The sequence below is a fragment of the Nocardia heshunensis genome (assembly GCF_054782115.1).
This window is the reverse complement of record NZ_BAAGTC010000008.1, coordinates 323,238-335,594: the sequence shown is the minus strand read 5'-3', so window position 1 is coordinate 335,594 and position 12,357 is coordinate 323,238. Positions and strand designations below refer to the sequence as shown.

At 67.4% G+C, this 12,357-nt stretch carries 16 protein-coding genes; 6 read left to right on the top strand and 10 right to left on the bottom strand.

What is annotated here, in order from left to right; all coding sequences use genetic code 11:
- Positions 1 to 5: 5 nt before the first annotated feature.
- A complete protein-coding gene (locus ACYVN4_RS27795; RefSeq protein WP_460724949.1) occupies positions 6 to 1,103 on the bottom strand; it encodes an AraC family transcriptional regulator in 1,098 nt (365 codons plus the stop codon).
- Positions 1,104 to 1,181: 78 nt separating this feature from the next.
- Between ACYVN4_RS27795 and ACYVN4_RS27790 the strand changes: the two genes are divergently transcribed.
- From ACYVN4_RS27790 to lpdA, 3 genes are all read left to right on the top strand, one after another.
- The gene (locus tag ACYVN4_RS27790; protein WP_460724948.1) at positions 1,182 to 2,204 is read left to right on the top strand and encodes a dipeptidase; all 1,023 of its coding nucleotides are present in this window, start codon (positions 1,182 to 1,184) and stop codon (positions 2,202 to 2,204) included.
- 60 nt (positions 2,205 to 2,264) lie between these two features.
- The gene (locus tag ACYVN4_RS27785; protein WP_460724947.1) at positions 2,265 to 2,570 is read left to right on the top strand and encodes a nuclear transport factor 2 family protein; all 306 of its coding nucleotides are present in this window, start codon (positions 2,265 to 2,267) and stop codon (positions 2,568 to 2,570) included.
- Between the two features lie 100 nt (positions 2,571 to 2,670).
- Positions 2,671 to 4,074, top strand: a complete 1,404-nt coding sequence (gene lpdA / locus ACYVN4_RS27780) for a dihydrolipoyl dehydrogenase (protein ID WP_460724946.1) — start codon at positions 2,671 to 2,673, stop codon at positions 4,072 to 4,074.
- Between the two features lie 98 nt (positions 4,075 to 4,172).
- On the opposite strand, the gene ACYVN4_RS27775 is transcribed toward lpdA, so the two are convergent.
- Together ACYVN4_RS27775 and ACYVN4_RS27770 are read right to left on the bottom strand one after the other, a co-directional pair.
- Positions 4,173 to 4,652, bottom strand: a complete 480-nt coding sequence (locus ACYVN4_RS27775) for a nucleoside deaminase (RefSeq protein WP_460724945.1) — start codon at positions 4,650 to 4,652, stop codon at positions 4,173 to 4,175.
- A gap of 8 nt (positions 4,653 to 4,660) precedes the next feature.
- Positions 4,661 to 5,059, bottom strand: coding sequence for a winged helix-turn-helix transcriptional regulator (locus ACYVN4_RS27770; protein WP_460724944.1), 399 nt, complete (start codon positions 5,057 to 5,059; stop codon positions 4,661 to 4,663).
- Positions 5,060 to 5,169: 110 nt separating this feature from the next.
- Here ACYVN4_RS27770 and ACYVN4_RS27765 point away from each other — a divergent pair, with 110 nt between their 5' ends.
- Positions 5,170 to 6,021: an SDR family oxidoreductase gene (locus tag ACYVN4_RS27765; RefSeq protein ID WP_460724943.1), complete on the top strand. Its 852-nt coding sequence runs from the start codon at positions 5,170 to 5,172 to the stop codon at positions 6,019 to 6,021.
- A 22-nt stretch (positions 6,022 to 6,043) separates the two neighbouring features.
- On the opposite strand, the gene ACYVN4_RS27760 is transcribed toward ACYVN4_RS27765, so the two are convergent.
- The 5 genes from ACYVN4_RS27760 to ACYVN4_RS27740 all read right to left on the bottom strand — a co-directional run bounded on the left by ACYVN4_RS27760 (position 6,044) and on the right by ACYVN4_RS27740 (position 9,416).
- Positions 6,044 to 6,547 carry an aggregation-promoting factor C-terminal-like domain-containing protein gene (locus ACYVN4_RS27760; RefSeq protein ID WP_460724942.1) on the bottom strand — a complete coding sequence of 168 codons (504 nt, stop codon included), beginning with the start codon at positions 6,545 to 6,547 and terminating at the stop codon, positions 6,044 to 6,046.
- A 162-nt stretch (positions 6,548 to 6,709) separates the two neighbouring features.
- Positions 6,710 to 7,987, bottom strand: a complete 1,278-nt coding sequence (locus tag ACYVN4_RS27755) for an RNA polymerase sigma factor (RefSeq protein WP_460724982.1) — start codon at positions 7,985 to 7,987, stop codon at positions 6,710 to 6,712.
- Entirely contained in the window at positions 7,984 to 8,337 is a 354-nt protein-coding gene (locus tag ACYVN4_RS27750; RefSeq protein WP_460724941.1) for a YciI family protein, read from the bottom strand. Before ACYVN4_RS27750 ends, ACYVN4_RS27755 begins: the two co-directional genes overlap by 4 nt.
- Positions 8,338 to 8,352: 15 nt before the next feature.
- Entirely contained in the window at positions 8,353 to 8,928 is a 576-nt protein-coding gene (locus ACYVN4_RS27745) for a dihydrofolate reductase family protein (RefSeq protein WP_460724940.1), read from the bottom strand.
- Between the two features lie 110 nt (positions 8,929 to 9,038).
- Entirely contained in the window at positions 9,039 to 9,416 is a 378-nt protein-coding gene (locus tag ACYVN4_RS27740; protein WP_460724939.1) for a VOC family protein, read from the bottom strand.
- Positions 9,417 to 9,540: 124 nt separating this feature from the next.
- Between ACYVN4_RS27740 and ACYVN4_RS27735 the strand changes: the two genes are divergently transcribed.
- Positions 9,541 to 10,320 carry a TetR/AcrR family transcriptional regulator gene (locus tag ACYVN4_RS27735; protein ID WP_460724938.1) on the top strand — a complete coding sequence of 260 codons (780 nt, stop codon included), beginning with the start codon at positions 9,541 to 9,543 and terminating at the stop codon, positions 10,318 to 10,320.
- 102 nt (positions 10,321 to 10,422) lie between these two features.
- Complete coding sequence (locus ACYVN4_RS27730) at positions 10,423 to 11,064, top strand: GNAT family N-acetyltransferase (RefSeq protein WP_460724937.1); 642 nt, start codon at positions 10,423 to 10,425, stop codon at positions 11,062 to 11,064.
- Positions 11,065 to 11,066: 2 nt separating this feature from the next.
- Here ACYVN4_RS27730 and ACYVN4_RS27725 read toward each other — a convergent pair whose 3' ends face one another.
- Together ACYVN4_RS27725 and ACYVN4_RS27720 are read right to left on the bottom strand one after the other, a co-directional pair.
- Positions 11,067 to 11,597, bottom strand: a complete 531-nt coding sequence (locus tag ACYVN4_RS27725) for a carboxymuconolactone decarboxylase family protein (protein WP_460724936.1) — start codon at positions 11,595 to 11,597, stop codon at positions 11,067 to 11,069.
- Positions 11,598 to 11,661: 64 nt separating this feature from the next.
- Positions 11,662 to 12,354, bottom strand: coding sequence for a GntR family transcriptional regulator (locus tag ACYVN4_RS27720; protein ID WP_460724935.1), 693 nt, complete (start codon positions 12,352 to 12,354; stop codon positions 11,662 to 11,664).
- Positions 12,355 to 12,357 lie beyond the last annotated feature (3 nt).

Below are 12,357 nucleotides of genomic sequence, written 5' to 3'. Positions count from 1 at the left end.
CAACGTTATGGCCGCTGTACGCCGGCTCCCAGGTCCTGCGATGCCACCGACCGGTCCGCGTGCGCCAGCCCGGTCGGCGAGGTGCCGCGCCAGCGCTGGAACGCCTTGCGCAGGGCGCGATCGTCGGTGAAGCCGAGTTCGGCGGCCACCGACGCCGTCGAACGGCCCTGTGCGAGTAGGGTTTCGGCGCGCTCGTAGCGCAGCAGATCGACCTCGTGCCGCCAGGTGGTGCCGTGGTCGGTGAGTTGCCGTTGCAGCGAGCGGCGGCTCACCAGCAGGCGCCGGGCCACGGTGTCCAGGGTGAGGTCACCGTCGGTCAGTGCGTCGGCGAGTGCGGCCCGGAAGGCTTCCAATGGACCGGGAATGGCGCGCGAGCTCGCCAGCACCAGGTCCGCATGAGTGCGCAGCAGGTCGCCGAGCATCGGATCGGCGCGTAGCAAGGGCGCGGTGGCGTCGGCGGCGTGGAAGGTGATGCTGTCGGCGGGTGCGTCGAATTCGATGCGGTCGGTGCCGAAGGCCTCGATCAGGCTCGAAGTTCGTTGCGGCGCAGGATGTCCGAAGGTGACGCGGGCGGCCCGTACCGGCCGTCCGGTGGCCTCGCGGGCACGGCGCAGGTAGTAGGCGAGCACGTATTCGTTGACCACCGCGGAGACCGCAGGGTCGCCCGCGGTGGTCCGGTAGCCGACGGTGAGTGCGCCGGTGCCTGCCGAAGCTCGGTCGGGGACCGCCTGGTCACGGTCGGTGCCCGCGAGTTCGAAGCTCTCACCCGCGGCGGTGACGACCCGGTGGTAGGGCTGGGCGGCGGTCAGCGAATCGGCCAGGGTGGATCCGGTGGTGACCAGATAATCCCAGGTGGTGAGCGTGCCCAGGGGCGCGGCGGCGGCCACGGCGACACCCGCGCCGGGGCCCGGGCGGAGGTGGGCGATCAACTCCCACAGGCGAATCAGCGAATCCAGGGGAATCCGGTTCAGTTCGCCCGCGAGGGTCTGCTCGTCGATGCCGGGAATGCCCGCCAGTTGGTGTGCCCCGGCACCGGCTTGCAGTGCGGCGTCGCGGACCAGCCGGATCAGCTGGGTCGAGACCGTGCGGTCGAGCGGATCCACCGGTCCCACAGTAGTGATGGTGCTTCTCACACCGATCGGTAGGATTGCGGCTTCGAAGCCCGTCCGCGAGGAGGTTCGGTGTCACCGCAACAAAGTTCGGGGGCCGGCCGGCCCCGGCTGTGGGAGCAGCATTGCTGCCTGCCGCTGCTGCCGACCGCGGATGTGACCGAGCTGCTTCGGTATCCGACCGGTTCGTATTTGTCGGTGAATATCGGGTATTCGCCGCAAACGACGCGCGAGTCGCTGGAGCTGGTCACGCAGTTTCGGCGAGATGCCTTGACCGACGAGCGGTTCCGGCTCGTGCACAGCATCGAGGACGCCTGGCCCGAGGTGCCCACGGCGGAGACCGAATCCACGGTGGCGCTGGCCTTCGACCTCGAGGACTCGGGGCCGCTCGAGGGGGATCTCGACAATGTCGAACTGTTCTACGAATTGGGGCTGCGGTCGCTGCTGCCCAGCTACAACTACGCCAATGCGGCGGGCTGCGGCTGCCTCGACACCGAGGACACCGGACTCACCGGGTACGGGCGCGAGCTGATCCGCAAGCTCAACGAGGTCGGGGTGTTCGCCGACGGGTCGCACTGCTCGCGGCGCACCGGACTCGACATCTCCGAGACCACGACCGTGCCGATGATCTACAGCCACTCGAATTTCGCGGCGCTGTGGGCACATCCGCGCAATATCACCGACGATCAGGCCAAGGCGTGCGCGGCCACCGGCGGGGTGGTCGGGATCAACGGCGTCGGAATCTTCCTGGGGCGCAACGAGGCTCACGCCCGTGCCGAGCGGGTCGCGGCCATGGCCGATCACGTCGCCTACGGTGCGGAATTGCTCGGTATCGAACACATCGGTGTCGCCTCCGACTTCTCCTTCGACGGCGACGAGTTCAACTCGGTCATCGGGTCGATGCCGGAAATTTTCTCGGAGGAGTTCACCAAGTACGGTCCGCTGACGTGGGTGCCGCCGGAGGACCTGCTGGGCGAGTCGGAAGTGCCGGGACTGGACGCGGAGTTGGCCGCGCGCGGCTTCTCCGAAGCCGACCGGGCCGCGGTCTTCGGCGGCAACTTCGCGCGCGTGGCCCGGCAGGTGTGGCGGGATTAGACTCGCCCGCAGGTTGCTCGAATGTCCTTATCCGGCTCGCCGATCGAGAGGGATGCAGTGATGACAGAGCTCGACCCGGCCGTCCAGAAGTTCGTCGACGCGGTCAACGCGGGCGACTCCGGAGCCTTCTTCAAAACCCTGACCGCCGACGCCAGCATGAGCGACGACGGTCAGGAACGGAATCTCGCGCAGTGGACCGAATCGGAGATCTTCGCGACCAACGGTCGGATGAAGGTCGAATCGATCGGTGGGCCGACCGAATTCGTGGCGGACTATTCGAATGATCGCTGGGGTGCCATGCGCACGGCGTGGCGGTTCACCGTGCGAGATGGACTGGTCAGTCGCTTCGAGACCGGGCAGGCCTGAGCGGAATCCGGGCAATCGTGACCGCTCTCACGTGTTCCACCTCTCACGTGGGCGGGGGATGCCGAAGTGAGCATCGGACAACAGGTCTAGTCTCGAAGCCGTGACTTCCCACTACGATGTCGTCGTTCTCGGCGCTGGTCCCGGCGGTTACGTCGCCGCGATTCGTGCCGCTCAACTCGGCCTGCGAACAGCGATTGTCGAGAAGCAATACTGGGGTGGCGTGTGCCTGAACGTGGGCTGCATTCCGTCCAAGGCACTGCTGCGCAACGCGGAACTGGCCCATATCTTCACCAAGGAAGCGAAGACCTTCGGTATCTCGGGTAACGCGACCTTCGACTTCGGCGCGGCGTTCGATCGCAGCCGCAAGGTCGCGGACGGCCGGGTCAAGGGCGTTCACTTCCTGATGAAGAAGAACAAGATCGACGAGTTCGACGGGAAGGGAACCTTCACGGGTCCCAAGTCGCTGTCGGTCGCCCTGACCAACGGCAGCACCGAGGAGATCACGTACGACAACGTGATCATCGCCGCCGGCACCGAGACCAAGCTGCTGCCGGGCACCTCGCTGTCCGCCAACGTGGTCACCTACGAGGAGCAGATCCTCACCCGCGACCTGCCGGGCTCCATCCTCATCGTGGGTGCGGGCGCCATCGGCATGGAGTTCGCCTACGTCCTCAAGAACTACGGCGTGGATGTCCGCATCGTCGAATTCCTCGACCGCGCACTGCCGAACGAGGACGTCGACGTCTCCAAGGAGATCACCAAGGCGTACAAGAAGCTCGGCATCACCATCACCACCGGTGCGGCCGTGCAGTCCATCGACGACGACGGGTCCAAGGTCACCGTCGCGATCAAGGACAACAAGTCCGGCGCGATCGAGACCGTCACCGTGGACAAGGTGCTGCAGGCCGTCGGCTTCGCGCCGCGCGTGCAGGGCTACGGCCTTGAGGCCACCGGTGTCGCGCTCACCGACCGCGGCGCCATCGCCATCGACGAGTACATGCGCACCAACGTCCCCGGCATCTACGCCATCGGTGACGTCACCGCCAAGCTGCAGCTCGCGCACGTCGCCGAGGCGCAGGGCGTGGTGGCCGCCGAGACCATCGCCGGGGCCGAGACCCAGTCCCTGGGCGACTACCGGATGATGCCGCGCGCCACCTTCTGCCAGCCGCAGGTCGCCTCCTTCGGTCTCACCGAGGAGCAGGCCCGCGCCGAAGGCTACGACGTGAAGGTCGCCACCTTCCCGTTCACCGCCAACGGCAAGGCCCACGGCCTCGGCGACCCGAACGGCTTCGTGAAGCTGATCTCCGACGCCAAGTACGGCGAACTCATCGGCGGCCACCTCATCGGCCCGGATGTCTCGGAGCTCCTCCCCGAGCTGACCCTGGCCCAGAAGTGGGACCTCACGGTCAACGAGCTGGCCCGCAACGTCCACACCCACCCGACGTTGTCGGAAGCTCTCCAGGAAGCGATCCACGGCCTCGCCGGCCACATGATCAACTTCTAACTCGCAGAGCTCTCAGGGGCTTCGCCCCCGAACCCCCGAAAGCGGCCCGGTGCCAGCGAAATTCGCTGGCACCGGGCCGCTTTCGTCGATACTGACGGTCAGTCCGCCAGGTGCAGGCGGCGATGCAGGGCGTAAACGCGATCGGTGAGTTCCGGGAAGGGGCCGGAGACCGGGATGCTCGGCGCAACTTCCTGGATCGACAGGGGGCGGACCGGGCCTGCCGGAACGCCGAACTCATTGAGCCAGGCCAGGAGTTGCTCGGTGGAGGCGGCGTAGACGATGCGGCCGAGGCCGACCCAGGCGTGGGCGGCGGAACACATGGGGCAGTGTTCGCCGGAGGTGTAGACGGTCGCTGTCGCGCGCTGTTCGGGCGTGAGGTTTTCGCCAGCCCATCGGGCCAGGTCGAATTCGGGGTGGCGGGTCTGGTCTCCGCCCGAGACCCGATTTCGGTCCTCGGCCAGTACTTTTCCGTCCGCGTCGACCAGCAGTGACCCGAAGGGCTCGTCGCCCGCGTTCAGGGCCTCTTCGGCCAGTTCCACGCAGCGTTCGAGGTAGTGCAGATCATCGTCGGCGGACATGTGGCTCCCTATTGGCGGTGATAGGCGGTTTGGGCGGCCGTGATGGCGTCGATGTTGGATTCGAGGACCTCGATGAGGGCGACCAGTTGGTCGGCTACCTTGGCGCCTAGATCGGTGAGCGTGTATTCGACGACCGGGGGGATGGATTGCTGGACTTCGCGATTGACCATGCCGTCGCGTTCCAGGGTCTGCAGGGTTTGCGAGAGCATGCGCTCGGAGATGCCGTCGACCCGGCGGCGCAGCGCCGAGAAGCGGTACGGTCCCTCGCGGAGGGCGGCCAGGGCGAGCACGCCCCAACGACTCGCGACGTCCTGCAGGACGGGACGGGACTGACAGTTGCGAGCGAAGACGTCGGCCTCGAGCGTGGGGTCGACCGCGAACGCCTGCTCGGGGGGCCGCTCGGTCATGAGTTTCAGATTACCTGTCATTCGGGTAGCGGTTTGGGAATGGGATGTGCTTACTATTAGTTAGTACAGTCCGAGAGTGCAGTTCATTCCCTGAAACCGTGGAGGAAGTCATGACCGTCGCAGTCACCGGAGCAAGTGGTCAGCTGGGCCGTCTCGTCGTCGAGGCGCTGTTGAAGGACGGGTCGCAGCCGGTGGTGGCCGTGGTCCGCGATCCCGCCAAGGTCGCCGACCTGGCCGAGCGCGGCGCCGAGATTCGGGTCGCCAGCTTCGACGACCAGGCCGCGCTGGAGCAGGCGTTCCAGGGTGTCGACCGGGTGCTGCTGGTCTCCGGCAACGAGTTCGGCAAGCGCGTCGAACAGCACACCAATGTGCTGCGGGCCGCCGAGGCGGCCGGTGTGAAGCTGCTGGCCTACACCAGCATTCCGAAGGCCGAGGTCAACCCGCTGATCCTCGCCCAGGAGCACATCGGCACCGAGGCCGTGCTGGCCGAGGCCACCATCCCGACCACCGTGCTGCGCAACAGCTGGTACTGGGAGAACTACACCGGCGGCCTGGCCCACGCCGTCGAGACCGGCACGCTCTACGGTGCGGCTCGCGAGGGCAAGGTATCCGGCGCGTCCCGCGTCGACTACGCGGAGGCCGCCGCCCGCGTGCTCACCACCGACGGCCACGAAGGCAAGGTCTACGAGCTGGGTGGCGACGAGACCCTCACGTACGCCGAACTGGCGCAGGTGATTTCCGAGGTCTCCGGCAAGCCGGTCAGCTACCAGGACCTGCCGCAGGCCGACTACGCCACCGCCCTGCAGGGCGCGGGTCTGGACGCCGGCTACGCCGCAGTCCTGGCCGACGCCGACGCCGGCATCGCCGACGGCATCCTGACCGTCGACTCCGGTCACCTGCAGCAGCTGCTGGGCCGCCCGTCGACCCCGGTCGCCGAGGTCTTCCGCGCCGCCCTGAGCTGAGCTTCGAGGACGGGCAGGCCCTCTAGTACCAGTTGTGGGCCTGCCAGAAGTCCCAGGCGGCGTTGGGGCTGCCGTAGCGCGAGACCATGTAGCGGTAGGCCCAGCGAAGTTGGGTGAGCGGGTTGAACATCCAGTCCGGGCCCTCGCTGAACATCTTGTGCGCGGGCAGGGCCTGGGCGAGGCCGTAGGCGCCCGACGTCGGGTTGATGGCGAAGACCTGCCAGTTGCTCTCGTGCGTGATGATCTCGTTGAAAGCCGCGAATTGTTCGTCCGGAACGATGAATCGGGCGACGGTTTGCAGCGTCGGCTTGGTATAGCGCTGGGCAGTGCCCATCAATTGCAGCAGGCTCGCCGGATCCACCGGCAGGGCGGCCGGGATTTCGGCGGATTGCGCGATCGGGCTCGCGATATCGGTGCGCGCGTCGGCGCTGCCGATGGCGACGGTCAACGGTGTGAGTGCGGCCAGCAATAATCCGAGCAGGGCGGCTCGGAACGGCCTTCTCTCGGTGTCCTCGAAAACTCGCAACGCCTGGTCCTTCCGTGTTGTTCTCCGCAACGCCAAGTGGTCACAAAAAGCCACGAAAAAACAGACCTATCTGTCTTCGAACGAAATCGACGGTACGCCCTGGCAATTCGTGGAAGGGGTGAGCGACACGCCGAAATGCCTGATCAGAGCGGATTCACAGGTTCAACGGGCGCGGGCCAGCAACAATTCGCGCTCGGTGGTATTGGCGGTCAACGCGGCCGCCCGGTGAAAAGCCGCTCGCGCCTCGGAGTCCCGGCCCAAGCGCAGCAACAGATCCCCGCGCACCGCGTGCAGCAGGTGATAGTCGTCGAGTGGAGCGGCCACCGCATCCACCAATTCCAATCCGGCGGCGGGCCCGTGCAGCATGGCCACCGCGACCGCGCGATTCAATTCCACGATCGGCGACGGAAAACGCTGCGCCAGAATCGCGTACAGCCCGGCAATGCGTCGCCAATCGGTGTCCTCGGCGGTGGGGGCCATGGCGTGCACCGCCGCAATGGCGGCCTGCAGGGCATAGCGACCGGGCTCGAGAGTGCGGATTCGATTGAGCGTGTGCGCACGGGCGAGGGCCGCGAAACCACGCCGAATGTAGAGCCGATTCCAGCGGGAGCGATCCTGATCGGGCAGCAGCACCAGACCGGTACCGGACTCGCTGCGGGCGGAGGTGCGTGACGCCTGGAGTTCGATCAGGGCCGCGAGTGCGTGTACCTCCGGCTCCTCGGGGAGCAGACCCGCCAGGATGCGCGCCAATCGCAGGGCGTCCTCGCACAATTCGGCGCGCAGCCAGCGCTCACCAGAGGTGGCGGTGTAGCCCTCGTTGAAGATCAGATAGATGACCTCCAGCACCGAGTCCAGGCGCGCGGTCAACTCCGCGCCCTCGGGCACCTCGTAGGGGACCTTTTTGGCCGCGATGGTGCGTTTGGCGCGCACAATGCGTTGCGCCACGGTCGATTCCGGGACCAGGTAGGCGCGGGCGATCTCGGTGGTGGTCAGGCCGCCGACCATGCGCAGGGTGAGCGCGGCCCGCGCGGGCGGCGTCAGCACGGGATGGCAGGCCGTGAAGATCATCCGCAACAGATCGTCGGCGATCCCTGGCTCCGGCGCACTCGGCTCCTCCGCCTCCAGGATCGCCTGCCGCCCGAGCAATTCCAGCTTCCGCGCGAAGTTCGCATCCCGCCGAATCCGGTCCACCGCACGGTGTTTCGCGGTCAGCATGAGCCAGCCGCCGGGATTGGGCGGAACCCCCGCCCCCGGCCACTGCTCCAACGCCGCAACAAGCGCGTCCTGCGCCAACTCCTCAGCCGTCGCAATATCCCCGACCAGCCTGGTCAACCCGGCAACCAGCTTGGGCCACTCGATCCGCCAAGCCGCCTCCACCGCCCGCCGCGCCCGGGCTTCCCCGGGCGCGGCCGGCGTGTGGTCCGTGGGTGGGGGATTCAGTTCTGGCCGCCCTCGAGCTTCCGCACCTCGACCTCGATGTTCCATTCCGGGCCGTGGACGCGCAGGAAGCGGCTGGCCCATTCGACTGCTTCTTCGGTCGATCGGGTCTGCAGCAGGCAGTAGCCGCCGATGATCTCCTTGGACTCGGTGTAGGGGCCGTCGAGGACGGTTTGTGCGCTGGCGGTCTGGCGGATGCGGACGGTTTCGTCGACGGCGAGGCCCGCGGTGTCCAGCAGTACGCCCGCCTTGGTCATTTCTTCGATGAGGGCGCCCATGTCCTCGATCAGCGTTTCACTCGGACCGTCCGGGGCCTGGCTGGGGTCCAGTCGAATCAGCACCATGTGTCGCATGTTTCGATCCTCTCTCTACGCGACCGCGTAGCGGACGTAAACGGCGCCGGCGTCGAAGGTTTTCGACTCCAGCAGGTTCAGGGTCAGTTCGGTCTTGTCGAGGAACAGCGGGGTGCCGGATCCGATCGTCACCGGGTGGATGGCGATGCGGTACTCGTCGATGAGTCCGGCCGCGGCGAACCAGTGCACCAGGGTCGGGCTGCCGTAGATGACCAGGGCGTCACCGGTTTCCGCCTTCAACTCCGCGACGCGGGCCGCCGCGTTCTTGCTGATAATGCGGGTGTTGTTCCAGCCGGGCGACTCGAGCGTGGTCGAGAAGACCAGCTTGTCGATATTGGTCACCCATTCGGCGTGCTCGAGATCGTGTGCCGTGGCCTCCGGATTGTCCGGGACCGTCGACCAGTGATCGCGCATGCCCTCGAACGTCTTGCGGCCGTACACGGTGGTGCCGACGTCGGCGCGGATGCGCTCGTCGTGGAAGGTGGCGAGATCCGGGCTGTAGCCGTGGCCCGTCCATTCCAGTCCCATTCCGGTGTGTGCGGCCGCGAAGCCGTCGAGGGTCATGTGCGAGAAAGCCACTACCTTGCGCATCGGTGATCCTTCCGTCGAGGTGCGGGACCGGATTGGTCCTTGCCTACTCCTCGATCGGGGTCGACGGGAATCGACACGGTTGGCAGAAAACTTTCGTCAGCGGTTTTCGGTCAGACCCACTGGACCAATTGGATGACGATGCCGTTGGGGTCGAGGGCCTGGAAGTAGCGCTCACCCCACGGCTCGGTCTCGATGGGCGTCACGATCCGAACGCCCTCGCCGCGCACGCGCTCGTACTCGGCGTCGATGTCGTCGACGACGAAGGCGACCAGCAGGCCCTCGCCCGCGCTGCCCGCGATCCGCTCGGGCTTGAAGCTGCCCAGGCCGGTGCGCAGGTAGACGATGTCGAATCCGGCGTCGTCGCGGGTCACGTTCACGAAGCCGTCGGCCGACATCTTCTCGGTGAAGCCGAAGTGGTCGATGAGGAACTGTGCGGACGCGGCCGGGTCGGTCACGTTCAGGGAGATCGCGGATGCGGTGATGTTCACGGGTCCTCCTGGGTGGTGCGAATTAACTCTGTACCAAGTACGCTGTACTTTGTACGTACATTCCGGACGGGCTGCAATGTGACGACCGTCACGCGGATACGATCGGCGGCGGAGGTGAGGCGACATGGCCGGAAAAGGCGGGGAACGCAGCAGTGCGGGCGACCCGGTGCGCACGCTGGAACTGCTGTGGCGCGTACCCGGATCCGGCGGCCCGACGCGCGGACCCAAACAGCGCACCACCCTCGACGCCGTCATCGCTGCCGCGCTCGAGATCGCCGACACCGAAGGGCTGGCCGGGCTCACGATGCGGTCGGTCGCGGCGAAGCTGGGCATCACGCCCATGGCCACCTACACCTACGTGCCCGGCAAGACCGAACTGCTGGATCTCATGCTCGACACCGTCTACCAGCGCATGCCGCGTCCGGACCTGAGTGAAATGCCCTGGCGCGACCGGGTTTCCGCGATAGCCGCCGAGAATCGCGCACTGCTGGCGGCACATCCGTGGGTGGCGTACCTGCCCACCACGCGGCCGCCGCTGGGTCCCGGCGTCGCCGCGAAATACGACCACGAGCTACGGGCCTTCGACGGTCTCGGCCTCGATGATCTGGAAATGGACGCCGCGCTCACCTATGTGCTGGGCTTCGTCACCTCGACCGCGCAGCTGGCCATCGACAGCGCCCGTGCCGCCGCCGAGAGCGGGCAGTCCGATCGGGATTGGTGGGAGCGGGCGGCCCCGCTGCTGGCGCACGTCTTCGATACCGACCGCTATCCTCTGGCGGCCCGGGTCGGCGCGGTCGCCGGTGAGGCCCATGACAGCGCCTACAGTGCGGATCATGCCTACGAGTTCGGGCTGGCCCGGGTGTTGGACGGACTGGCCGTACTGATCGAAAACCGCAGGCACTGAGCGCTGTTTGACCGCGCGGACAATTCGCGCGGGACAGACCGATCGGGACGATGGTCTCAATTTCGCCGCGCGGATCGGTCGATCACGGGCAGAATTCCAGCTATGCCGCGAGCAGCCCCGGCAATCGTCGCCACCGAAACCTTCACGCGGGCAGCGCAGCCGGTGCTCCCGGTGGGAGACGGGCTGGTGCTGCGGCCGTGGCTACGCCGCGACGGGCCGGAGGTGTACGGCGCCTTCCAGGACCCGGCCATTCGCCGTTGGCATGTCCGCACCGCGGACACGCTCGAGGAGGCCGGTGACTGGGTGGACAACTGGGCGCGCTCCTGGACCAGTGGCACCGCCGCGAATTGGGCTGTGGCGGACAGTCGTAGCGGACGGTTGATGGGGCGCGCCTCGCTGCATCACATGGAGCTGTGGCACGGTGAGGCCGAGGTGGCGTACTGGGTGGTGCCCGCCGCGCGCGGGCGCGGCATCGCACCGCGGGCGGTGGACGCACTGGTCCGCTGGTCCTTCGAGGTAGCCGGATTCCATCGTCTCGAACTGCGGCATTCCATCCACAACGCCCAATCCTGCCGCGTGGCCCACAAATCCGGCTTCATCCTCGAGGGCATCAACCGCAGTGCGGGACTGCATGCCGATGGGTGGCACGACATGCACCTGCATGCCCGGCTGGCCCATCACATCCAGCCGACCGAACCCATCCCGGAGGTAGCCACCCAGCCGGTGTACCGCCTGCGGGGCTGAATTCAGTGGTCGGTCTGGATGCGCAGCGCGGTGATGGTGCTGGCGAGGCCCTCGTACTGGTTTGTCAGCAGCACGATTTCGATGAGGTGGCGCTCGTCGTAGTGCGCGGCGAGCGTCCGCCAGGTGGCGTCGTCGAGGTCGCGGCTGGTGACGAGCTGGTCCACCGCCGTGAGCAGCGCGCGTTCCGTGTCGGTCCAGCCCGCGGCCGCCGGGCCCTCGCGCAGGCGGTCCAGGATTTCGGCGGTGACGCCCGCGCGGCGCCCCAAACGAATGTGATGGTCCATCTCGTAATCACATTGGCGCAGGTGGGCGACGCGCAGGATCACCAGTTCCGACTCGTAGCGGCGCAGTTTCCCGCCGGGCATGAGGCGGCCGGAGAAGTGCAGCCACCCGCGGAACAGACCGCCGGTCCGGCCCAATGTGCTGAACAGATGGGCATCGTCCGTCCCTGCGGCGCGGGAAAGCGCCTGCCAGACAACCCAGTTCACCGGCCCCAGTTCGCGCAGACGACCAGGGGCAATGCGTGGCTCCATCGACACCATCCCTCTAGTCAACACCCTGTCTGGGCCACCCGCCAGGCGTGGCGCGCGTGGCGGGTCATTCTCGCATCGCCCGGGCGAGTTTGGTGAGTTCCAGGGCGCGGCGGGCCCGGGTCAGCACGTGCGCCCGGGAACTGGTGAGGTGCGCCAGCAGGGTGCGCAGGGCCGTCTCGAAATCCCCGGCCAGCACGTGTTCGGCGATGACGATGTGGTCGTCGGCCATGGCGGCGATGCGGCCGGGGGTCGGCATGTCGAGGGCGCGGATCGGACGGATCCGGGCATGCACGGCCGAAAGGGCGTCGGCGAGTGCGGCATTGCCCGCGGCCTGCAACAGGGTGGTGTGGAACTGTTCGTCGGCCGCGATGAGGGCCGCGCCGGGTTCGGGCGGGTGTTCGCGGATGCGCCGCCAGGTCTCGAGCTCGCGGCGCACGGCCGCGGTGTCGGGGGCGGCGTCCGCGGGCAGGCGCTGGATTCCCCTGGCCTCCAGCACGATTCGGAGTTCGTAGAGGTCACCGAGTTCGTCGACCCGGGGGCGGTACGGGTAGAGGCCGTCGGCGTGGCGTTCCAGCAGGCCGTCGGCGTAGAGGCGGGCCAGTGCCTCGCGGACGGGGGTGCGGGAGACGCCGTAGGTCTCGGCGAGGCGTTCCTCGCCGAGCCGTTCGGTCGGCACCAGCACCCCGGCCGCGAGATCGCGCTGGAGTGATCGGTAGACCCGCTCGGACAACGGAATACGCCCCCTGCGCGCGTTCACGTG

Excerpts from the sequence above, each read along its gene's own strand:
- ACYVN4_RS27785 (WP_460724947.1), top strand. The coding sequence starts at position 2,265 with ATGACAGAGCTCGACCCGGCCGTCCAGAAGTTCGTCGACGCGGTCAAC.
- ACYVN4_RS27775 (WP_460724945.1), bottom strand. The coding sequence starts at position 4,652 with ATGTCCGCCGACGATGATCTGCACTACCTCGAACGCTGCGTGGAACTG.
- ACYVN4_RS27770 (WP_460724944.1), bottom strand. The coding sequence starts at position 5,059 with ATGACCGAGCGGCCCCCCGAGCAGGCGTTCGCGGTCGACCCCACGCTC.
- ACYVN4_RS27765 (WP_460724943.1), top strand. The coding sequence starts at position 5,170 with ATGACCGTCGCAGTCACCGGAGCAAGTGGTCAGCTGGGCCGTCTCGTC.
- ACYVN4_RS27750 (WP_460724941.1), bottom strand. The coding sequence starts at position 8,337 with ATGCGACACATGGTGCTGATTCGACTGGACCCCAGCCAGGCCCCGGAC.
- ACYVN4_RS27745 (WP_460724940.1), bottom strand. The coding sequence starts at position 8,928 with ATGCGCAAGGTAGTGGCTTTCTCGCACATGACCCTCGACGGCTTCGCG.
- ACYVN4_RS27735 (WP_460724938.1), top strand. The coding sequence starts at position 9,541 with ATGGCCGGAAAAGGCGGGGAACGCAGCAGTGCGGGCGACCCGGTGCGC.
- ACYVN4_RS27730 (WP_460724937.1), top strand. The coding sequence starts at position 10,423 with ATGCCGCGAGCAGCCCCGGCAATCGTCGCCACCGAAACCTTCACGCGG.
- ACYVN4_RS27725 (WP_460724936.1), bottom strand. The coding sequence starts at position 11,597 with ATGGAGCCACGCATTGCCCCTGGTCGTCTGCGCGAACTGGGGCCGGTG.